Annotated in this window: 20 protein-coding genes and 1 other annotated feature; of the genes, 15 read left to right on the forward strand and 5 right to left on the reverse strand. The window is 59.0% G+C overall.

The genetic code is table 11. From position 1 onward, the window contains the following. Positions 1 to 319: 319 nt before the first annotated feature. Together BM413_RS26865 and BM413_RS26870 are read right to left on the reverse strand one after the other, a co-directional pair. A complete protein-coding gene (locus tag BM413_RS26865; protein WP_091917941.1) occupies positions 320 to 751 on the reverse strand; it encodes a hypothetical protein in 432 nt (143 codons plus the stop codon). A 95-nt stretch (positions 752 to 846) separates the two neighbouring features. Continuing rightward, on the reverse strand, positions 847 to 1,374 hold the full coding sequence (locus BM413_RS26870) for a DUF6428 family protein (protein ID WP_091917942.1): 528 nt from the start codon (positions 1,372 to 1,374) through the stop codon (positions 847 to 849). 42 nt (positions 1,375 to 1,416) lie between these two features. Here BM413_RS26870 and BM413_RS26875 point away from each other — a divergent pair, with 42 nt between their 5' ends. From BM413_RS26875 to BM413_RS26950, 14 genes are all read left to right on the forward strand, one after another. Beyond that, complete coding sequence (locus tag BM413_RS26875; protein ID WP_091917943.1) at positions 1,417 to 1,764, forward strand: ArsR/SmtB family transcription factor; 348 nt, start codon at positions 1,417 to 1,419, stop codon at positions 1,762 to 1,764. Beyond that, positions 1,761 to 2,246, forward strand: a complete 486-nt coding sequence (gene arsN2, locus BM413_RS26880; protein WP_091917944.1) for an arsenic resistance N-acetyltransferase ArsN2 — start codon at positions 1,761 to 1,763, stop codon at positions 2,244 to 2,246. The genes BM413_RS26875 and arsN2 overlap by 4 nt, the downstream gene beginning before the upstream one ends. Continuing rightward, entirely contained in the window at positions 2,243 to 2,770 is a 528-nt protein-coding gene (locus BM413_RS26885; protein ID WP_091917945.1) for an arsenate reductase ArsC, read from the forward strand. The genes arsN2 and BM413_RS26885 overlap by 4 nt, the downstream gene beginning before the upstream one ends. Positions 2,771 to 2,773: 3 nt before the next feature. Then, on the forward strand, positions 2,774 to 3,835 hold the full coding sequence (arsB, locus tag BM413_RS26890; RefSeq protein WP_091917946.1) for an ACR3 family arsenite efflux transporter: 1,062 nt from the start codon (positions 2,774 to 2,776) through the stop codon (positions 3,833 to 3,835). Continuing rightward, entirely contained in the window at positions 3,835 to 4,257 is a 423-nt protein-coding gene (gene arsC / locus BM413_RS26895; RefSeq protein WP_091918001.1) for an arsenate reductase (glutaredoxin), read from the forward strand. The genes arsB and arsC overlap by 1 nt, the downstream gene beginning before the upstream one ends. Then, positions 4,232 to 4,957: an arsenical resistance protein ArsH gene (arsH, locus tag BM413_RS26900; RefSeq protein ID WP_091917947.1), complete on the forward strand. Its 726-nt coding sequence runs from the start codon at positions 4,232 to 4,234 to the stop codon at positions 4,955 to 4,957. The genes arsC and arsH overlap by 26 nt, the downstream gene beginning before the upstream one ends. Positions 4,958 to 5,105: 148 nt before the next feature. After that, positions 5,106 to 5,510: a GNAT family N-acetyltransferase gene (locus BM413_RS26905; RefSeq protein ID WP_210188985.1), complete on the forward strand. Its 405-nt coding sequence runs from the start codon at positions 5,106 to 5,108 to the stop codon at positions 5,508 to 5,510. Positions 5,511 to 5,595: 85 nt separating this feature from the next. Continuing rightward, the gene (locus BM413_RS26910) at positions 5,596 to 5,910 is read left to right on the forward strand and encodes an ArsR/SmtB family transcription factor (protein ID WP_091917948.1); all 315 of its coding nucleotides are present in this window, start codon (positions 5,596 to 5,598) and stop codon (positions 5,908 to 5,910) included. A gap of 47 nt (positions 5,911 to 5,957) precedes the next feature. Next, positions 5,958 to 7,202: an arsenite efflux MFS transporter ArsK gene (arsK, locus tag BM413_RS26915; RefSeq protein WP_091917949.1), complete on the forward strand. Its 1,245-nt coding sequence runs from the start codon at positions 5,958 to 5,960 to the stop codon at positions 7,200 to 7,202. Between the two features lie 204 nt (positions 7,203 to 7,406). Next, positions 7,407 to 7,462, forward strand: a sequence feature (sul1 is cis-regulatory element that is thought to sense ions involved in sulfur or methionine metabolism; They are found in Alphaproteobacteria). Positions 7,463 to 7,531: 69 nt separating this feature from the next. After that, positions 7,532 to 9,019 (forward strand): SulP family inorganic anion transporter, encoded by a 1,488-nt coding sequence (locus BM413_RS26920; RefSeq protein WP_091917950.1) that lies wholly within the window; start codon positions 7,532 to 7,534, stop codon positions 9,017 to 9,019. 321 nt (positions 9,020 to 9,340) lie between these two features. Then, on the forward strand, positions 9,341 to 9,592 hold the full coding sequence (locus BM413_RS33450) for a hypothetical protein (RefSeq protein WP_210188981.1): 252 nt from the start codon (positions 9,341 to 9,343) through the stop codon (positions 9,590 to 9,592). Between the two features lie 1,314 nt (positions 9,593 to 10,906). After that, positions 10,907 to 11,326, forward strand: coding sequence for a hypothetical protein (locus BM413_RS26940; RefSeq protein WP_091918002.1), 420 nt, complete (start codon positions 10,907 to 10,909; stop codon positions 11,324 to 11,326). Between the two features lie 84 nt (positions 11,327 to 11,410). Continuing rightward, a complete protein-coding gene (locus BM413_RS26945; RefSeq protein WP_091917953.1) occupies positions 11,411 to 11,695 on the forward strand; it encodes a hypothetical protein in 285 nt (94 codons plus the stop codon). 125 nt (positions 11,696 to 11,820) lie between these two features. Further along, a complete protein-coding gene (locus BM413_RS26950) occupies positions 11,821 to 12,015 on the forward strand; it encodes a hypothetical protein (RefSeq protein WP_091917954.1) in 195 nt (64 codons plus the stop codon). Between the two features lie 205 nt (positions 12,016 to 12,220). Here BM413_RS26950 and BM413_RS26955 read toward each other — a convergent pair whose 3' ends face one another. The 3 genes from BM413_RS26955 to BM413_RS26965 are packed head-to-tail and all read right to left on the reverse strand — an operon-like array spanning position 12,221 to position 16,830. Then, complete coding sequence (locus BM413_RS26955; protein WP_091917955.1) at positions 12,221 to 13,795, reverse strand: hydantoinase B/oxoprolinase family protein; 1,575 nt, start codon at positions 13,793 to 13,795, stop codon at positions 12,221 to 12,223. Further along, entirely contained in the window at positions 13,792 to 15,822 is a 2,031-nt protein-coding gene (locus tag BM413_RS26960; protein ID WP_091917956.1) for a hydantoinase/oxoprolinase family protein, read from the reverse strand. The genes BM413_RS26955 and BM413_RS26960 overlap by 4 nt, the downstream gene beginning before the upstream one ends. 3 nt (positions 15,823 to 15,825) lie before the next feature. Continuing rightward, the gene (locus tag BM413_RS26965; protein ID WP_091917957.1) at positions 15,826 to 16,830 is read right to left on the reverse strand and encodes a 1-aminocyclopropane-1-carboxylate deaminase/D-cysteine desulfhydrase; all 1,005 of its coding nucleotides are present in this window, start codon (positions 16,828 to 16,830) and stop codon (positions 15,826 to 15,828) included. A 186-nt stretch (positions 16,831 to 17,016) separates the two neighbouring features. Between BM413_RS26965 and BM413_RS26970 the strand changes: the two genes are divergently transcribed. Then, the gene (locus tag BM413_RS26970; protein ID WP_091917958.1) at positions 17,017 to 18,858 is read left to right on the forward strand and encodes an ABC transporter ATP-binding protein; all 1,842 of its coding nucleotides are present in this window, start codon (positions 17,017 to 17,019) and stop codon (positions 18,856 to 18,858) included. Positions 18,859 to 18,860: the final 2 nt, after the last annotated feature.

The raw sequence follows: 18,860 nt of genomic DNA on the forward strand, positions 1-18,860 counted from the left end.
ACTCGCATCGCGAATGGCTTGTGGAGGCGCGAAAGGCCTATGGACCAGTCTCCGCCGGTGGCGAGAATTGCTACGCCATGCTCAGGGTTGCCGAGCAACCGTGAACGACCCCGTCAGTCGGGATCGATGCCAAGCCTCGCGGAGATCGTTCAGCCCCCTTCTAATCTGCGAAATCAGAAGGGGCCAGAAAGGCGAGCAAATCCCCTGACCCTCCACCCTTTCAGAAATGAACTCGATACCACCCTTCTCCAGTGCACCACGGGTGGCGATCATTGCGACGAAGAATGCGCGCCGATCGCTTGAGAGCCGAATACGGACGTCAGATGATACCGTGCTTTTTCAGAAGCGCCTGCTCGTCACCCGACACCCAACCGAAAACTTTCGGCTCCCCGTCCAGCTCCTGGACGAAATAGTGGACATCGAAATCTATCGCGACATTCGGCTGATCCTTGCGGGAATAGATTGCCGTCCAGGCAATATGGGCCACGCAGTGGTGTTCATCCATGGGGGAGATGCGGACGCCGCGTATGCGCATTTCCTTCGTCCCTATCTCCCGATAATGCGCATAGCCTTTGGCCATGACCTGCTTGAGCTTGTCGTCGTTCTTTCCGGTCATCACCCCGGCAGGCGAAGCCGCTATGAATTCGGAAGCGTACAGCGATGCAACCTCATCCATGTCCATGTCGCCGCCGAGAGATCGATTGAAGAAGCGCTCGTACCGCTCGAAGAGCTTTCGCACGCTGGTCTCCATGATTTCCTCCCAATGCTATATTCTCGGGCGTGAGCCGATCAGAAATACTTCATCCTGGGCAGGAAGGGTGCGATGGGATGGCGTTCCGATCAAGCCTATGAAGAAAAGTATGATCCGCAATATGATGCCGATTCTCTCGCCTGTTCGGCCAGCCAACGATCCCGCGGCTTGCAGCTTGCTGTACGGGGTGAGAGCTCCACATGCACCTCACCATTGACCACGGCCGGCATGGATGCCTGATGAAGCTGAATGGGAGCAATGCCGTCGCTGACCTCAAAGGTCAGTTTTGCGCCCATGTCGAGTGATAGGTGTTCCGTCACCTTGCGGATGATCGCAGTGAACTTTCCCGACGGCATGTGGGTCCGCTCACCCTCTTCAACATCCCACAGCTGAATGAAAATTTCGGTCCAGGATTCCGGGTTGGCACCGCAGTCCAATGCGGCGAACGCCCCGGCCTTGACCTCAGTGACGTGATAGCCGGGTCTCATCGTCTGCCCGCCATAGCTGAACACCAGGAGCTTGTCCTTGTGATCCCCGAGGAAGTCGAGGAGTTTGCCGATGGTGATGTCGTCGGCCACGATTTTTACGGGTTGTTCAAATTCGCGGTTGTCAGGGGTAAGCATTTGCGTTATTCCTCATTTTGACACTTTTAGGATTGTTGAAATATGGAAGAACGTCAAGCACTAATCGCGTTTGGGGCAATGTCCCAGGAAACCCGTCTGAAGATCGTCCGCCTGCTGGTGAAGGCAGGTCCGGAAGGCATGGCTGCTGGCAATATCGCCGAAGCGGCAGGGGTATCGGCCTCAAACGTCTCGTTTCATCTCAAGGAGCTCGAGCGTGGTGGGCTGGTCGCTGCTCGTCGAGACTCGCGATCAATCTTGTATTCAGCGGAGTTCCAGGCGTTGAGCGGACTGATCCGCTTTCTGATGGAAGATTGCTGTGCCGGAAACCCGGCAATATGCGCACCCGCCCTCGTTCCGTCTTGCTGCGAACCAGCGGATACAGTTCAATGACTTTCCAGGCTGAGCAGGTCACTCCTGACGCTTCGGATTTCATAGCTGCTCTCGAGGTAGAGCAGCTACCCACTGACGATCTGGCGGAAAGTGGCCGCCTGTTCTTCCGCTTCAGTCAGAACGGCAAACTTGTCGGATTTGGCGGCATCGAACTCTGCGGGGAAAATATCCTTCTCCGCTCGATTGTTGTCCTTCCGCAAGCCCGTGGTCAGGGGATTGGCCGTCTCATCACCGAGAGCTTGCTGAAGCATGCCGCCGTTCTCGGCGCGAAAGACTCCTATCTGCTGACAACATCCGCCACCGACTTCTTCGAGGCGATCGGATTCAAGCAAATCCAGCGCGACGCTGTCCCGCCAGAGATACTAGCGACAAAGCAAGCGTCTGCACTTTGCCCCTCAACAGCCACGTTCCTGACCAGCGTGGTTTCGAACCAACCATCCCTCCTCCCCCAGGCCTCCAGCACCAAGGAGATCATTCAATGACCGACCGCATCTACAATGTTCTGTTCCTGTGTACCGGAAACTCCGCCCGCTCGATCCTCGCCGAAAGCATCTTGCGCCAGGAAGGGGCTGGGCGCTTCAATTCCTTCTCCGCAGGCAGCCAGCCCAAGGGCACAGTAAACCCCTTTGCGCTGAAGGTTTTGGAAGCGCTCGACTACCCGAGTGACGGCTTCCGCTCAAAAGCCTGGGACGAGTTCGCCGTCGCTGGTGCGCCCGAAATGGATTTCGTCTTCACCGTCTGCGATGACGCTGCGGGAGAAGCCTGTCCGGTCTGGCCGGGACAGCCGATGACCGCACATTGGGGCATCGAGGATCCTTCCAATGTCGATGGCACCGATATCGAGAAGGAACGTGCCTTCAGCACCGCGGCCAGATTCATGAAAAACCGGATCATGGCCTTCCTCAGCCTGCCTCACGCCTCCATCGACAGCATGGCGCTCGACCACCACCTCAAGGCCATCGGCAAGCTTGAGGGAACGACCTCAAAAAGCACGGACGCAGCCTAAATCATGTCGACATTTGAACGCTATTTGACCCTCTGGGTCGCCCTTTGCATTGTCGCAGGCATTGCACTTGGCCACCTCATACCGGGCCTTTTCCACACGATCGGCGCTGCCGAAATCGCAAAGGTCAACATTCCCGTGGCGGCCTTGATCTGGCTGATGATTATCCCGATGCTGTTGAAGATAGACTTCGCAGCCCTGGGCGAAGTCGGCCGCCACTGGCGCGGCATCGGCGTGACGCTGTTCATCAATTGGGCGGTCAAACCGTTCTCGATGGCGCTGCTTGGCTGGCTCTTCATCGGCTGGTTGTTCCGGCCCTATCTGCCGGAAACACAGATCGATTCCTACATCGCTGGTCTGATCATCCTGGCCGCAGCTCCCTGCACGGCCATGGTCTTCGTCTGGTCGAACCTGATAAAGGGTGAGCCGCATTTCACCCTATCTCAGGTCGCTCTCAACGACGTCATCATGGTGGTCGCCTTCGCTCCGATCGTCGGCCTGCTGCTTGGCCTGTCGGCAATCACGGTGCCGTGGGACACACTCCTCCTGTCGGTGGTTTTGTACATCGTCATTCCGGTTATCATCGCTCAACTCGTGCGCCGCAGCCTGCTTGCGTCGGGTGGCCAAGCCGCACTCGATAATCTGCTGCGGACGCTGCAGCCATTGTCGCTCGTCGCACTTCTGGCGACGCTGATCCTGCTGTTCGGCTTTCAGGGAGAACAGATTATTTCGCAGCCCACGATCATCGCTCTGCTGGCTGTTCCGATCCTGATCCAGGTCTACTTCAACTCCGGGCTGGCTTACCTGCTCAACCGCATTTCTGGCGAACAGCATTGCGTTGCAGGGCCGTCCGCATTGATCGGGGCATCGAACTTCTTCGAACTTGCAGTCGCCGCTGCCATCAGCCTGTTCGGCTTCAGCTCTGGTGCCGCACTCGCAACGGTCGTCGGCGTGCTGGTCGAAGTTCCGGTGATGCTCTCGGTCGTCTGGATCGTGAACCGCAGCAAGGGCTGGTACGAGCGCGGCTCAGCCGTCACCGCCACCAGGGAAGCCGAAAGGACCGCATGATGGACGTCATCATCTATCACAATCCCGATTGCGGCACGTCCCGCAACACGCTGGCGCTGATCCGCAATGCGGGCATTGAGCCTACGATCATCGAATACTTGAAAACGCCGCCGACACGCGCCGTTCTCAAGGACCTGATCAGCAAGGCCGGCCTCACCGTTCGCGAGGCGATCCGGGAAAAGGGAACGCCCTACACGGACCTTGGCCTCGATGACCCAACGCTGACCGACGAAGACCTGCTCGACGCCATGCTGGAACATCCGATCCTGATTAACCGCCCTTTTGTGGTGACGCCATGGGGTGTGCGTCTCAGCCGTCCGTCGGAGATCGTGCTGGACATTCTCCCGGTCCCACAGAAAGGTCCGTTCGCTAAGGAGGACGGCGAGTTGCTGATCGATGCTGAAGGAAATCGAATTGCCTGACCTGCCCAACATTGTGGACGAAGCGCTTCAGCTTCCCGACCCTGCCCGGCTGTCCAAGCCATTCTCAACCCACAAGCCGCGCATCCTGCTGCTCTATGGTTCGTTGCGTAGCCGCTCCTACAGCCGTTTCCTGGCACAGGAGGCAGCGCGGCTACTCGAACATTTCGGAGTGGAAACGCAAATCTTCGACCCGGCCGGGCTTCCCCTGCCCGACGGCGCACCGACCGATCATCCCAAGGTGCAGGAACTGCGCGAACTGTCACTCTGGTCCGAGGGCCAGGTCTGGTGCAGCCCGGAGCGTCATGGGGCCATGAGCGGCGTCATGAAATCCCAGATCGACTGGATCCCTCTTGCCGTCGGCTCGGTTCGTCCGACGCAGGGGCGCACGCTTGCAGTCATGCAGGTGTCCGGAGGGTCGCAGAGCTTCAACGCGGTCAACCAGATGCGGATTTTGGGTCGCTGGATGCGCATGATTACCATTCCCAACCAGTCGAGTGTCGCAAAAGCATATCAAGAGTTCGATGAAGCGGGGCGAATGAAGCCGTCCTCTTATTATGACCGCGTCGTCGACGTCATGGAGGAACTCGTAAAGTTCACGCTGCTGACCAGGGATGTTTCCGGCTATCTCACCGACCGCTACAGCGAGCGCAAGGAAGATGCCGAGAAACTGGAGGCAAGGGTCAAGCTTAAGGCTATTTAGGTGCCGGCAAGCGGAATTCATAAAAACACGACGGTAAGAGTGGCCACGGCGGCGGATGCCAGTTCCATCCGGGAAATCTATGCCCCGATCGTGACAGACACGGCAATCTCCTTCGAGGAAAAGCCGCCGACGGTCGCGGAAGCGACGGATCGAGAGGACCCTGCTCGACTATCCTTACCTCGTCGCAGAAAGAAACGGTCGCGTCCTTGGCTACGCCTACGCCGGGCAACATCGCACCCGAACCGCCTATCGCTGGTCCGTGGATGTCACAGCCTATGTCGCAGAAGAAACACGCCGCACTGGCGTCGGTCGCCTGCTCTATAAAGAGCTGCTGACAATCCTTGAACGGCAATTGTTTCGTGCGGCTTATGCGCGGATTGCCTTGCCCAACCCTGGAAGCGTCGGATTGCATAAAGAGGTTGGCTTCGAACCGATCGGTATCTACCACGAGGTCGGGTTCAAACACGGTGCCTGGCATGATGTCGGCTGGTGGCGATGTGCTTTGAATAGGCAAGATCCGCCAAGCGAGCCGATCAGTTTTCGTAAGCTTTGAGCCTGCCCTGTCATGGAGCCGTCTTATTTCGAACATTGTCGAAATTTCCGTTGACAGACCAAAACGCCATAGCTAGCTTATTTCCATGAATGTCGAAACAGCAGCAAAACAATTGGAAGCCCTCGGCAATCCGACACGATTGCGGGTCTATCGAGCGCTGGTCCGCGCTGGCGAGGAAGGCTTGGCTGTTGGCCATCTGCAAGAGAAGATCAGCATTGCCGCGTCAACTCTTTCCCATCATCTACACCGCCTGATCGCGACAGATCTCGTTACCCAGGAACGGCAGGCCACAACCCTCATCTGCCGCGCAAACTACCCGGTCATGCATGGCTTGTTGGGCTTTCTTGCCAACGAATGCTGCGCGGACGCCGTCCAAATCCAGAGGGACGATGCTGCTTGAGCTCTCTCTTTTTGAAATGAATTTCAATAATCCCGGAAGAATGGAATATGGCCTCGGCAGTTTTTGAACATCGTCGCAGTGCCATCATCTGGGGATTGGGTCTGACCCAGATCGTAGGTTACGGAACGCTCTACTACAGCTTTTCCATCCTCGCCCCGGATATGGCCCGCGATTTCGACTGGTCTCAGGAATGGGTGTTCGGGGTGTTTTCCGCTTCCCTGCTTATCGGCGGACTGGCAGCGCCATCGATCGGCCGCTGGATGGACCGTTACGGGGCTGGACGCATGATGTCGTTCGGATCGGTAATTGCCGCAATTGCCCTGCTGCTGTGCGCCTTTGCACCAGAACGGGTGACCTTCATTGCGGGTATGGTCGCCGTTGAGATGGCTTCGGCCTTCGTCCTCTACAACGCCGCATTCGCCCTTCTGGTCCAGATAACGCCGCAGACGGCGCAACGAAGCATCACCCATCTCACACTGATTGCTGGTTTTGCCTCGACGTTGTTCTGGCCGATTACGTCCCAACTCCATGAGCATCTGACATGGCGCGAGGTCTACCTTGTCTTTGCAGGGATCAATTTGTTCGTCTGCCTTCCTATCCATTGGTGGTTGGCGGCAACGATGAAGGCGGTCAAGGTGCGCGAGGCTTCGGCGCCGACTTCGAGTGTTGCCGCAATCATCGGAAGCATTTCCACCGATGACCGTTCGAGGGCATTCCTGTTGATGGCTATCGGTTTCGCCCTTGAGGGGTTTGTGCTTTCCGCCATGCTGATTCACATGGTGCCACTCCTGACAGCCGTCGGCATGGGCGCGAGTGCGGTTCTGGTCGGGGCGGTGTTCGGCCCTTCCCAGGTCTTCAGCCGCTTCATCAACATGCTGTTCGGAAAAGGCCTTTCGCCGCTGGTTCTGGCGGTCATCTCGGCCGCTTTCCTGGTCGTGGGCCTCTGCGTACTGCTCACCACGGCACCATGGATATCCGGCGGCATTGCGTTTGCAATACTCTTCGGCCTTGGCTCGGGTCTGATGAGCATTGTCCAAGGTTCTTTACCGCTGGCTCTGTTCGGCTCGGACGGCTATGGGGCCATGCTTGGGCGGATTTCTGCAGTCCGCCTTATTGCCTCGGCCTTGGCACCATTCCTATTCTCGTTCCTGATGGGTCACATCGGGACATGGTCGGCACTTTCCGTCGCGATCGTGCTCGGCATTGCCGCCGCCATAGCGTTCGCCAGCATCGGCTGGGGCCGTGAGACACCGGAGTTGGCGACCGATACAGGTGGACTACGAACCGATTGAGTATCCGTGAATTATTCAGATTAAATCCAGACCTCGCATACCTTTCAGTCACTTCCTGAGCCGACCAATGTGAACATGGATCGTTCGCGGAATACTCGTGTCCGAAGACTGGACGATGTTGTTGCCGCAGTCGCCATTGCAGGACGGCTTGGCGTTAGAACGACGTTGCTTTGCGCCAAATTGTAAGCTACGGAGCGCTATCCACAAGGACCCGGTGAAAATCCGGGTGGCTCTTCTGGCCGCCAATCCGCCAGATAACACAGCAACGCAACCCCCTTCCAAGGACCGAGTTTTCCTCGGCCCGTTGCATTCAACTGTGAAAATTCTAAATGCGAACTCTTTCCACCTACCGCCAGGAGTGGTTCTCCAACATCCGTGGCGACATCCTCTCCGGCATCGTCGTCGCTCTCGCCCTTATTCCTGAAGCAATCGGTTTTTCCGTTATCGCCGGCGTCGATCCTAAGGTGGGCCTTTACGCCTCCTTCGCCATCGCCTGCGTAGCCGCGATAACCGGCGGACGCCCCGGTATGATTTCAGCCGCCACGGCCGCGACCGCCGTTGTCATGGTATCGTTGGTCAAGGAGCACGGCCTCCAGTATCTCTTTGCCGCGACGATCCTCATGGGCGTCATCCAGATCGTGTCAGGTTTCCTGAAACTCGGTCGAGTGATGCGCTTCGTGTCCCGTTCGGTCATCACCGGCTTTGTCAACGCCCTGGCGATCCTGATCTTCCTGGCGCAATTGCCAGAACTCATTGGTGTCCCGACCCCGACCTATTTCATGATCGCGGGCGGCCTTGCCATCATTTACCTCTTCCCTTACGTCACCAGAGCGATCCCGTCGCCGCTGGTATCTATTGCGGTCCTGACTTTCATTGCATGGTGGACTGGCATGGATCTACGCACGGTCGGCGATCTCGGTGAGTTGCCCTCGACCATGCCCTTCCTGATGTTACCTCAGGTGCCTCTGACATGGGAAACGCTACAGATCATTCTTCCGTATTCGGTGACGCTTGCTGCCGTCGGTTTGTTGGAATCTCTGCTGACGGCCCAGATCGTCGATGACATGACGGACACGCCAAGCAACAAGAGCCAGGAATGTTTTGGCCAGGGCGCCGGCAACATCGCCTCGGCCTTGATCGGCGGCATGGGCGGCTGCGCCATGATCGGCCAGTCGGTGATCAATGTCACGTCAGGCGGTCGCGGAAGGCTCTCGACCTTCGTGGCGGGCGCGTTTCTTCTGTTTCTGATTGTCGTCCTTAATGATCTCGTTCGGATAATTCCGATGGCCGCACTCGTGGCCGTTATGATCATGGTTTCGATTGGAACCTTTTCCTGGAGGTCGATTCTCGACCTGCGGCGCAACCCGCTTCCTTCATCGATCGTTATGCTGGCGACTGTGGTCACAGTCGTCACCACACACGATCTGGCTAAGGGAGTGGTCGTTGGCGTCCTCCTGTCTGGCATCTTCTTCGCAGGAAAGGTTGCGAAGCTCTTCAGCATTCGTGTGCAAGGCGACGACGATTCCCACACTATGACCTATGTTGTCGAAGGGCAGATTTTCTTCGCCTCCGCTGAGAGCTTTATCAACGCGTTCGACTTCTCGCTTACCGCCCGCAAGGTCGTGATAGATGTCAGACGAGCGCATTTGTGGGATATCACTGCCGTTGGTGCCCTGGACAAGGTCGTGATCAAATTCCGTCGTACAGGCATCGATGTCGAGGTACTCGGTTTCAACAAGGCGAGTGCTGACATGGTTGATAAGTTCGCGCTTCACGACAAAGCTGAACGAGAGGCTGCCAGTGCGTCTTTGCATTGACTCGTGAATAGCTGAGATCGGGGCAACGGGCCAAATTGTGCCGAGGGCAGAGACCGTATCGGAAGGACGTTTGCCGTTACTGCAAGGACCCGCTCTGGCTGTCTCGGCGTCATACGCCGTCGCCTTTATTGACCAGAACAAGACCATGTTCGATTTCGTCCGCAGCAATCTCCATTTCTTCCGTGAAAATGTCCGCTGGATCAGCGGGGGGTCCTGCTGACCCTGTTCTCTTCTTTCGGACAGACTTTCTTCATCGGACTGTCGGGTAACGAATTGCGGAGCACATTCAACTTGTCAGGCGGTGAGTTCGGTGGGCTCTATATGCTCGCGACCCTGGCAAGTGCCGCGACACTGCCATGGCTCGGCCGCACGCTGGACCTCATGCCGGGCTGGAAAGTCGTGCGTTTCACTATGCCCGCTCTCGCGTTCGCTTGTGTGTTGATCGCAATTGCCCCTAATGTTGCCGTACTGGCGCTTTCCATCTACCTGCTGCGCCTATTCGGACAAGGAATGATGATCGAGATTGCCCTAACCGAAACCGGACGTTGGTTTGTCGCCGGGGTCGCGCTATAGGGTTGATAACTTCCGGTCAACAGGTAGGTTCCGCGGTTCTGCCTGCTCTTGCGGTCCTGACTGCTCAGGTGAGTGGGGATTGGCAGACAGGCTGGTACGCCTCCGCAGTTGTGGTGATGTTGATCGGACTGCCCGCAAGTTGGTTTTTAAATTCCACTGCCTAACCATAGCCGAGGGCTGAGTGCAGCCCAATTTGTTCCGATACAGCCCGCCGTCCCTTTCGGAGCGGCGGAACAGGGCGTAGCGAGCGGTGCTCTACGCCTGCTGCCCGAGCTTTCCAATCAATGGCTTTTCCTCACAGAGGCCGGCAGAATAGAGAATGAAGGCTAGGTGCGCGATCTCCTTTGCCTCACGGTCATTTGTTTCAATGCCGCGTTCCCTACAGACTCGTCGGCATACCCGGCTCAGCATTTGCAATTCTTCGGGATAGTAAATGGATGGCTGAGGTGTACGGCGACTCTTCATGGCTTCCTCCCATCATTGGGGTGAAACATTCTCTGGCCGCTGCCAATCATCAGTGCCCCGTAGGGTGGCCGATCACAGGAATGAGTACGAGCCGATTTTGGCCTGTGGCAACGCAATTCGGAAACGACAGCAAGGTCAGAGCGTTGCCGCAATCCAAAATCGTTGGAACGGCCGAAATTCGGAATTATCTGAGCGGGTAGCTGACGCCCACCGGCTTCAATGGCCGGCGCGACAAGAACGCCAACCGCGCTGGGAATAACGGCCCCGTGCATCTTGCATCAAGGCATCCAGTCGGCCGGAATGACGCCGGCGGACGTGGAAGGAGGCGGCGCCGGCGCGACGTTGTCCCAAGGTCGCCGTCGGCGTTTTGCGAAGGTCGTAGTCGCGCGCAAACAATGTGCGCTGGAGATCCAGCAGCGTGGCCGTAGCTATCTCCTGCCTGACCAGATCTACAGGATAGGCTTTTAAACCTCTGTGGGAATAGGATTTTAGGTTGCATTCCAACGAATGCATTGCGTATTTCCCAGGAACAGGAGGCGCTGGAGATGCTGGCCGGCCTTCGGCCTCGCACATCCGAAGCCTGGGTCGAGGTCTGCCTGAAAAACCTCCACAAGGATGGCTTCTGCACCGTAGGACCGAATATCATTTGACCGATGAAGGGCGGACGCTGCTTGAACAGATCACCGGCTTTCGATCGCTTGAAAGCTGACACTGCCGCGCTTGTCCTGGTAGAGCTTGCGGTAGCGTTGGGCCTCCGGCCGGCAGAGATGCGGGCGCTTGTTGGTCTGCGCGATGTATGATTTCTTTCGGGAGATTTTTGAAGCTGGTGAATTTAGGAAGGACGCTTGGATGGCCCGGTTTTTACCTCAGCTTGTCACATTCGGCCTGCTTGGGAGTGCACTGATAGTTCCCCAGCACGCTGCGGTGGCGGCATCTCCATGTGACGGCGTCGATACAAAGCTCACTGCACAACGCAAGTCCGACTATGCCGATCTCGTTGCCAAGAGTCTCGACCAAAACATCAGACCCTCAAAGGTTAGCATCCAGGGTTTCATGCAATCGGAGACATGGTCAGTCGTTTACGCCGAGGTCTCTGTCGCCGATCCCGGCTATTTCTTCTTCGATTCTTCAACCGGCCGCCCGGTGTTTAAAGACGTATGGGGAGGCATGGCCGATGAAGGTGACGGTCCGCAAATCACAAGATGGGCGAAAAAGCTGGGGGCAAACAATGCGATCGCCTCTTGCTTCGCCGATACCGTTACCAAGTGATCCCGGCCACTTGCCAACTTTGGCCGCTCAACAGGAACCTTCGCGCCTGTAGGCTAGTTTCTCTCTGAGATGGAGGAACTGGCTATGCCCAACAAAGTCTCCTACGAACACGGCGCTCGCAAACTCATGGCGCAAGACGGCCCGGACCCGAACGATGAGTTTTCGCAGAAAGCCGCAGAGAACAGAAAGCCCGCGCTCGGCGTAGGGTTGACGGAGGAGGTCGACCGTAAAAAGAAACTTGTCCGCGATCCGGCCAAGGAAGCGCCACCAGCGCCCGATGCCGATGATCGGCCGCCTCGTGACACACGCGAGGCGCCGGCACCGAACCCGGATGGGAAACCAGACCGTACGGTCGACGCGGACGGCTAAGAAAAGCCGACGCCACACTGCTCGTGTTGTTATAGTGACGAAGCGCTGCTGCTTGTCGGTCAGCGCTATGTGTGGTTACCTTTGATCGTTTTCGAACCGCACCGTGGAACGATGGGAAGCAAACCTTGATCGCAAACTATATCGATCAGATCATCATGTTTTGCGCAGGCATTTGGATCACCGCAGTTGGGTTCGGATATCTACCCCTGCCAGGGAATCCCGCAACACAGCCGCCATGGGTTGTGACGATCGCGGGACATTTCAAGTGGATGGGACCGCTGCTGCTGGCGATTGCCGCTGTCTTAGCCGTTGTCAAATAGGTTGAGCGTCAGGCTGGCATCCCCTCGCTTCCTACCCAGGCTTGGATCTTGGAGCCGCGCCCATCATGGTATTTGATATTGTCTGGGTTGCTTTCGAAGGCCGCATCACCGCCATTTCCTCGATCGACACGGCAACCTAGCGGATTCCGGACAATCCGCACCTTCTTTGCCAGATGCGGGTAATGCAACCGAAACGCTCGCGGTTTCAGTCCCGTTTGCCCCAGCCACCGCCGCCGGCGGTTTCAATTGTCAAGACACTGCCGGCCTTGAGCGCCGTGGTGCTCTTGCCCTGAAGCACGCGACACTTGCCATCTTCCACGACCGTGATGCTCGAGTGGCCGCCGGGTGCGCCGCCATCAACACCCCACGGCCGGTGGCGAGTGCGGTCGAGATGGACAGTCACTACAGTGTCGGCGGCAAGACGCAGCGAACGCCGCAGGCCCAGCCCGCCTCGATACGCGCCAGCACCTCCGCTGCCCGGTATCAGGCCATAATGCAGCACCGTCATGGGATATTCCCGTTCGATGAGCTCGACGGGGGAATTCGCCGTGTTCGTCATATGGCAGTGGACGCCATCCGCCCCGTCCTTGCCCGGCAAACCACCCTGCCCTCCGGCATACGTCTCGACATATGAGTACGCCTTGCCAGTGCGCGGATCGATTCCGCCCATAATCAACGCATTCATGCTGCCAGTGGAGGCAGCGATGGCGCGATCCGGCATCAGCACGTTGAAGGCTCCGAGCAGCGCATCGGTAATGCGCTGGCTGGTGATCGAGGTGCAAAGCGCGACTGGCGCCGGTGGCTGAGCGTTTACAAGGGTCTTCTCCGGCGCAATCACATCGATCTGCGAGAACAGCCCGGTGTTGGAGGCAATCTCCGGATCGAGCATAGTTTTCACCACATAGATGACGCAACTGGTCGTCAGGAAGCTCGGCGCGTTGATGGGGCCGGCGACCTGTGCAGCGGTGCCGGTGAAATCGACCGTCAGGCGGCCTCCGGCTACCGCGACACGCGCCTTGACCGGCAGGTCCGCCGCACCACCGTTTTCCGTCCATTCAAGCACATCCTCGAAGGTGCTTTCACGCCCTTCAAGGGTAAACAGCCTCTGCTCGATCCGGCGGGCCGTGGCCGCAATCAGCGTTTCGACAGCGGCCTCGAATGATGCGGCACCGCGACGAGCGATCACATCGGCAAGCCGGCGCGCGCCGGTGGCGTTGGCTGCCGCTTGAGCGAGCAGATCGCCCGCGACCATATCCGGTGTGCGGCTGGCGAGCCTGAACAGCGCAAGCGTCGATGTCTCAACGTCGCTACCGCGCATCAGCACGGTTGGCGGAACACGAAGCCCTTCCTGCATAATCTCGGTGGTGCCTAGCGCGAGCGAACCTGGTGCCATGCCGCCAAGATCCACCTGATGCGCCATGTTGGCGACATAGCCGAGGCGCGCGCCTTCGCTATCCACCGGCGCAAGCACGACGACATCCGGCAGATGTGAGCCCGTCAGCCACGGGTCGTTGGTCACGATCATGGTGTCGGCAGGAATATCGTGGCCGAGAGCTTCGATGACGCGCCCCACAACGCCGGCGATAAGGCCGAGATGAACAGGAATGTGCTCGGCTTGGGCGATAAGGCGGGCTTTCGCGTCGAACACACCGCAGGAAAAGTCGCGACGATCGCGGATATTGACGGAATAGGCAGTCCGGATCAGCGCCGCCCCCATTTCTTCGGCAACTGCCTGAAGGCCATGACGGACGACTTCGGCGAGGATCGGATCGGCGCTCATGGCTTTATTCCAACGGTAATTCCACCAAAACCGTCGACCGTGACCGCCTGGTTCCTGACGATCAAGGTCGTGTCCTGCTGCTCAATGATCAGCGGCCCCATCAGCACCGTCCCCGGCGCGAGCCTTGCGCGATCGTAGACCGGCACATCCATGAACCGGCCATCGACCCACAATGGCGACTTTGCGATAACCGGATCCGCATCGGTAGAGATTTGTGGAAGCGGCAACTTATCGGTGGCGGCAGGCGCCGTCCCGGTAAGGCGCACGAGCATGATCTCGACCTCCTGGTCGCGACGATCGTAGCCGAAGGCGCGTTTGTGCGCGCGGTGGAAGGCTTCCAGCGCAACGTCCAAATTGCGGTGCTCATAGGCAACGGGGATTTGGTGACCCTGGCCACGATAGCGCATGTCCAGCGATGCCGTGGTGGCCATTGTCGCCATATCGATGCTGTCCCTACCCGCCTGAGCCTCGATGCGTTCAATCAGCCCACGAATGCGCTCGTAGATGAACGAGGAGGACACACGGTCGGCAACTGTGCCCAGCATGGCGGTTTCATCGTGCTTCCAGGGCGCAAGCAGCAGGCCGATACCGCATAGCAAGCCCGGCGAAGGCGGCACATGCAGCGTTTCGATGTCCATCTCCGCGCATAGATCGACGGCGTGCAGAGGCCCTGCCCCGCCAAAGGCGGTCACCACGAAATCACGGGGGTCGAGCCCTCGTTCGACGGTGATCCGGCGCATGCCGCGCACCATCGCAGCATTCACCACCCGCAACATGCCCACCGCGGCCTCTTCGACCGGCAGCCCGAGGGGGCCGGCGACATGCTTCTCTATCGCGGCGGCAGCCTTGTCGCGATCGATTACGATGCCACCGCCGAGTTTTCGGCCGGGACGCAGCATGCCCAGGACGACATTGGCGTCGGTCACCGTCGGACGATTGCCGCCCTTGCCGTATGCTGCGGGACCGGGACGCGCACCAGCGCTTTCTGGCCCGACCTTCAGCAGCCCGCCAGCATCCACGCTGGCGATGCTGCCACCGCCGGCACCAAGCGTGATGATGTCGAACATCGGCACGCGCAACGGAAAGCCTTCGATCTCGCTTTCGTAGCGTGTCAGGATCTTGCCGTCCTGGATCAGTCCGACATCAAAGCTCGTACCACCCATATCGATCGTTACGACATTGGCATGACCGGCGGCGGCGGCGAAACGCTGCGCGCCGATCATCCCCGCCGCCGGACCGGATAGGCAAGTATGGACGGCCTTGTCGCGACTGGCCGTCTCGATGGGCATGATACCGCCGCCGGACTGCATGATCGCGGGTTCTGCCCTGACGCCGTATTCAACCAGCGTGCGCTGGATCCGGCCAAGATAATCCTCGAGCGGCGGCATGAGATAGGCGTTCATGACCGTCGTCGAAGCCCTTTCGAACTCGCCGGGCTCCGGAAGCACCGCTGACGAGATCGACAACTTCAACTTCGGCGCCTCGGCTCGGATGATTTCTGCGACACGCTGCTCGTGCGCCGGATTGGCGTAAGAATGGAGGAAGGCAACAGCGACCGTCTCGACGCCGTTCTCGCGCATCGCCGAAATCGCGGCATGCACCGACGTTTCGTCAAGCACGGTGGTTACCGATCCGTCCGGCCCGCAACGCTCGGCAATTTCATATGTGAGTTCCGGCGGCACAAGCGGCTCGGGCTTGCGCGCATATTGATCGTAGAGATGCGCCCGGGTCTGGCGACCGATGCGCAGAAGATCGCGGAAACCGGCCGTGACCAGAAGTGCAGTGCGTGCGCCCTTGCGCTCCAGGATCGCATTGGTCGCGACCGTCGTGCCGTGGGCGAAACCGTCGAGGTCGCCGGGCTGCAACCCGGCCTCCTTGAGCGCAAGCCGGATCGCCTCGATGACGGCGATGTCCTGCTGACCTGTGGTTGTCGGTATCTTCACCAGCGTGCTGCGGCCGGTGACATCGTCAAACAGGCAGAGGTCGGTAAAGGTGCCGCCGACGTCGCAGCCGATCCGATAGGCCATGGCTCAGGCGTTCCGGTCGCGTGTCAGAAGTTCTGCATGGGGAAACAGTGCAGGCGAACCGCCGCAATGAACGAAAAGCACCTTGCTACCCTGAGCGATCGTTCCGCGCTTCACGCAATCCATCAGACCGGCTACCGCCTTGCCGGTATAGACCGGATCCAGGAACATGCCTTCGACTTGGGCAACCTTGGAAATGGCGGCGTTTCCCTCGGGGCTCGGAACCGAATAGGCCTGTCCGACATAGCCATTCTCGATACGAATTTCCGTCGCCTCAAAGTGCCTGTCGAAGCCGAGCAATTCAGCGCCGGCATTGGCCATCACGGCGATGCGCTCTTCGAAGGGAACTGCGCTGCCGCTGACGGCTATGCCTGCTACCTTGGTCTCCGGCCAGAACATCGCACAGCCGATCAGAAGGCCCGCGAGTGTTCCGCCAGATCCCACCGGCGCGACGATCAGGTCTGGCGCCGGCCGGTCGGCTTCGGCGTACTGGACGGCCAGTTCGCGAACCGCCGAAACATAGCCCATTGCGCCCAGCGCGCTCGCTCCGCCGAGCGGGATGATGTACGGCTTTTCGTTGCGTGCCAAAGCCTGGTCGGCATGGTGTTGCATGCGAGGATTTATCTCGGTGAAATACGCGTCCGGGTCGAGGAAATCGATCTCGGCGCCCAAAAGATGATCGAGCAGCAGGTTGCCCTGCAGCACGTCGGGGCGGTTTCCGCGCAACACCAGGATGGGCTTCATGCCGAATTTGCGCGCAGCCGCGGCCGTCATCCGTGCATGGTTCGACTGATGCCCGCCGGTGGTGATGAGCACTTTTACGCCCTGCGAGACCGCATCCGCCATGAGGTATTCCAGCTTGCGCACCTTGTTGCCGCCGCCGCCGAAACCGGTGAAATCATCCCGCTTCACAGACAGATCGATGCCGAGTTCCGCACTCAAGCGCTCGAGTTTCTCGATCGGCGTGGGCAGGAAACCGAGGGAAAGGCGCGGAACTTCATCCAGTTTCATGAGGGTCTCCTGTCGAAGCAACGGTTTCTGGCAAGCGACAACCGATACGGCTTCGCAGGGCTCTTTACGATATATGATATATCCTGTAGCAGTGATGCAAGCTGTTTTTACCCTAGTCACTTCCGCATTTGCGCTGGAGCGCGGCCGGGCGGTACTCTGGATGCTTCAAGAAAGGCGGTGGGCCCAATGACCGATCCGGTGATGCGCGCCGAAAAATTGCGAACATCGTTCTTTCGCGGCGGCCTGTGGCACCCGGTGGTTCGCGATGTCTCATTCGATATACAACCGTGCCAGACGGTGGCACTTGTCGGGGAGTCCGGCTCGGGCAAGAGCGTGACCGCGCTGTCGGCGATGCGGCTCCTGCCCCCGGAAACGTCACGGCTCGAAGGCAGCATCCAGTTCGGCGGACGCGACCTGCTTGCCCTTTCGGAAACCGAGATGCGGTCCGTTCGCGGCAACGAAATCGCCATGATCTTCCAGGAGCCGATGACGAGCCTCAACCCGTCACTCACCGTGGGCGACCAGATTTCCGAGGTTCTGGTCCAGCATCGCGAAATGTCCTTCAGGCAGGCCAAAGACGAGACGCTGCGGATGCTGGATAAAGTGCGCATCCCTGCGGCGGCACGGCGTTTCAACGAATATCCGCACCAGCTTTCCGGCGGCATGCGGCAACGGATCATGATCGCCATCGCCCTTGCTTGCAGGCCAAAGCTCCTCATCGCGGACGAGCCGACAACGGCCTTGGACGTGACGATCCAGGCGCAGATCCTTGAACTCATAAAGCTGCTGCAGGAAGAAGAGGACATCGCGGTTCTCTTCATCACTCACGATATGGGCGTGGTGGCCGAAATCGCCGACCGCACGCTCGTAATGTATCAAGGCGAGGTGGTGGAATCCGGCGCAACGGAAGAGATTTTCTCCAACCCCCGAAAACCCTATACGCGCGCGCTATTGTCCGCTGTGCCCCAGCTTGGTTCCATGTCGGGCACAACCGGCCCCGCCCGCTTTCCGCTGGTCGATGTGGAGACCGGCAGGCCAGTCGTCGCGCCGGAGGTTGCCGACACAGTCGCACATGAAGCCGACTCTGTCCTGGAAGTGCGCAATCTGGTGACCCGCTTCGACACTAAATCGGGCTTTTTCGGTCGCGTCTCCGGCCGTGTTCATGCCGTCGAGAACGTTTCTTTCGAGATAAAGCCCGGCGAGACATTGTCGCTGGTCGGCGAGTCCGGCTGCGGCAAGTCAACGACGGGCCGCACCATCATGGGGCTGACGGAAGCTGAATCGGGTTCCATCAGATTGAATGGGCAAGAGATACTCGGCCTTCGGGGGGCGGATCTGAATGCGATGCGCCGCAACGTCCAGATGATCTTCCAGGACCCCTTCGCCAGCCTCGACCCGCGTATGCGCGTTGGCGCAGCCATCGCCGAACCAATCCTGGTTCACGGCATCGCCAATCGCGAAGAAGCGCGGGGCAAGGTCGCAACTTTGCTGCCGCAGGTCGGGCTGGAGCCGGAAATGGCAACGCGCTTTCCGCATGAGTTTTCCGGCGGCCAGCGCCAGCGCATCTGCATCGCGCGCGCACTTGCGGTTGCCCCCAAACTCCTTATCGCGGACGAAGCCGTTTCAGCACTCGACGTTTCGATCAAGGCTCAGGTCATCAATCTGATGCTCGACCTGCAGCAGTCCCTGGGCCTCGCCTACCTTTTCATCTCGCACGACATGGCGGTCGTGGAGCGCATCAGCCACAGGGTGGCCGTCATGTATCTCGGCGAGATCGTCGAGATTGGCCCGCGCGAAGCAGTCTTCGGAAACCCCCAGCACCCATATACAAAGCGTCTGCTTTCGGCGGTGCCGATCCCTGATCCCTCGCGCAAAGGCATCCGGCGGACGCTGAGCAACGACGAGATCAAGAGCCCGATCCGACCGGTGGACTATACGACGCCAGTCCGCGAATGGCGCACCATCACACCCGGCCACCAGGTGCAGGCGTGGGGTGACGAATGGACTGAAACTGCGCGGGCCGCCTGAAC

It is taken from the genome of Mesorhizobium sp. YR577 (assembly GCF_900116595.1).
Taxonomy (GTDB): domain Bacteria; phylum Pseudomonadota; class Alphaproteobacteria; order Rhizobiales; family Rhizobiaceae; genus Mesorhizobium_M.

What these genes read in the sequence shown, in the direction of transcription:
- BM413_RS26885 (WP_091917945.1), top strand. Translation starts at nt 2,243, where the DNA reads ATGACCGACCGCATCTACAATGTTCTGTTCCTGTGTACCGGAAACTCC.
- BM413_RS26865 (WP_091917941.1), bottom strand. Translation starts at nt 751, where the DNA reads ATGGAGACCAGCGTGCGAAAGCTCTTCGAGCGGTACGAGCGCTTCTTC.
- BM413_RS26945 (WP_091917953.1), top strand. Translation starts at nt 11,411, where the DNA reads ATGCCCAACAAAGTCTCCTACGAACACGGCGCTCGCAAACTCATGGCG.
- BM413_RS26910 (WP_091917948.1), top strand. Translation starts at nt 5,596, where the DNA reads ATGAATGTCGAAACAGCAGCAAAACAATTGGAAGCCCTCGGCAATCCG.
- BM413_RS26960 (WP_091917956.1), bottom strand. Translation starts at nt 15,822, where the DNA reads ATGGCCTATCGGATCGGCTGCGACGTCGGCGGCACCTTTACCGACCTC.
- arsH (WP_091917947.1), top strand. Translation starts at nt 4,232, where the DNA reads ATGCTGAAGGAAATCGAATTGCCTGACCTGCCCAACATTGTGGACGAA.
- BM413_RS26875 (WP_091917943.1), top strand. Translation starts at nt 1,417, where the DNA reads ATGGAAGAACGTCAAGCACTAATCGCGTTTGGGGCAATGTCCCAGGAA.
- BM413_RS26940 (WP_091918002.1), top strand. Translation starts at nt 10,907, where the DNA reads ATGGCCCGGTTTTTACCTCAGCTTGTCACATTCGGCCTGCTTGGGAGT.
- BM413_RS26965 (WP_091917957.1), bottom strand. Translation starts at nt 16,830, where the DNA reads ATGAAACTGGATGAAGTTCCGCGCCTTTCCCTCGGTTTCCTGCCCACG.
- BM413_RS26870 (WP_091917942.1), bottom strand. Translation starts at nt 1,374, where the DNA reads ATGCTTACCCCTGACAACCGCGAATTTGAACAACCCGTAAAAATCGTG.
- BM413_RS26920 (WP_091917950.1), top strand. Translation starts at nt 7,532, where the DNA reads ATGCGAACTCTTTCCACCTACCGCCAGGAGTGGTTCTCCAACATCCGT.
- arsB (WP_091917946.1), top strand. Translation starts at nt 2,774, where the DNA reads ATGTCGACATTTGAACGCTATTTGACCCTCTGGGTCGCCCTTTGCATT.
- arsN2 (WP_091917944.1), top strand. Translation starts at nt 1,761, where the DNA reads ATGACTTTCCAGGCTGAGCAGGTCACTCCTGACGCTTCGGATTTCATA.
- arsK (WP_091917949.1), top strand. Translation starts at nt 5,958, where the DNA reads ATGGCCTCGGCAGTTTTTGAACATCGTCGCAGTGCCATCATCTGGGGA.
- BM413_RS26970 (WP_091917958.1), top strand. Translation starts at nt 17,017, where the DNA reads ATGACCGATCCGGTGATGCGCGCCGAAAAATTGCGAACATCGTTCTTT.
- BM413_RS33450 (WP_210188981.1), top strand. Translation starts at nt 9,341, where the DNA reads ATGCTCGCGACCCTGGCAAGTGCCGCGACACTGCCATGGCTCGGCCGC.
- arsC (WP_091918001.1), top strand. Translation starts at nt 3,835, where the DNA reads ATGGACGTCATCATCTATCACAATCCCGATTGCGGCACGTCCCGCAAC.
- BM413_RS26955 (WP_091917955.1), bottom strand. Translation starts at nt 13,795, where the DNA reads ATGAGCGCCGATCCGATCCTCGCCGAAGTCGTCCGTCATGGCCTTCAG.